At 57.1% G+C, this 950-nt stretch carries 1 protein-coding gene and 1 pseudogene; both read left to right on the forward strand.

Annotated elements, in window-relative coordinates; all coding sequences use genetic code 11:
* Positions 1-329: 329 nt before the first annotated feature.
* Entirely contained in the window at positions 330-602 is a 273-nt protein-coding gene (locus NW820_RS12760; protein ID WP_041436116.1) for a TerB family tellurite resistance protein, read from the forward strand.
* 123 nt (positions 603-725) lie between these two features.
* Positions 726-950, forward strand: a pseudogene (locus NW820_RS12765) (TerB family tellurite resistance protein); the annotation flags it as partial.

Consider the following 950-nt stretch of genomic DNA (forward strand, 5'->3'; position numbering starts at 1 on the left):
CGGGATCCCAGTACCGTAAGGGGCACAGCTTCCAGAATGCCGCTGCCGCGGTACAGCCGACCTGGGGCCGGAATGGCAAGATCCAATTGGCAAGGAGAGGCGCTCAGCATTGCAAGAATGGGCGAGAAAAAGGACTCCGTCCCGCTATCGCGAATAGCTCAGTGTTCGTAATACAGATAACGATCCTAGCCGAAAAAAGGGCTGCGCGCTGCTGACGCGAACGCAGATGGCTCACCCAAGGTCTGGCTATAGTTAAGCTGTTCATCCCCTCAACTCTGCAGCCTCTAAGGCCTCCGGATCGCTGACAGTTCTCAGCAAGGGATCCCACCATGAACCCCACAACTCAACACCAGCTCATGCTTAAAATTGTGGCCGGCTCTGCTTGGGCCGATGGGCATTTGGAACCCCAGGAATTGGCCTACTTGGGATCCCTGCTGCGCCGCTATGGTTTGGAGCACGATACCGAGCTGCGAGAAGTAAACTACCCGACCCTGACCTTCGCAGTACAGGGCGGGCTTTCGGTAGCCCTGCAGTTGGCAAGCCAACCACGAGCCTCTGGGGTGGTTTACAGCACCCCCAATCGACCGTTACCAGTGCCTTAAACAACCGTTTCTGGTGTCCGCAGTACAATTATAACCATGGAGGCGGACTTTCCTCTCGACACCGACCCTACGGGTACAGTGCGGGGCTCCTGCGATTTCTAGCTGATCCAAGAGCCCATCCCGATGGAGCAAACCGAGCGCTGGATGGCCGATTATCTTGCCCAGGCCAGCGAAACCGAGCGTATGCAACTTTTGGGAGCAATCGGCAACCTGATGATGGCCGACAACACGGTCTCTCCAGAAGAGCACACCCTCTTGGATGACTACTACACCCTCATGGCCGGGATCCCGGCTCGTCCAGAATCTGCACCTAACCTGGTGAAGGGCGTTGGGCAATTTTTCCGGCGC

Source organism: Synechococcus sp. R55.7, assembly GCF_047461955.1.
Lineage (GTDB): Bacteria > Cyanobacteriota > Cyanobacteriia > Thermostichales > Thermostichaceae > Thermostichus.

Bases quoted from the DNA above. Each gene is read 5' to 3' on its own strand.
- NW820_RS12760 (WP_041436116.1), top strand. From the start codon at position 330: ATGAACCCCACAACTCAACACCAGCTCATGCTTAAAATTGTGGCCGGC.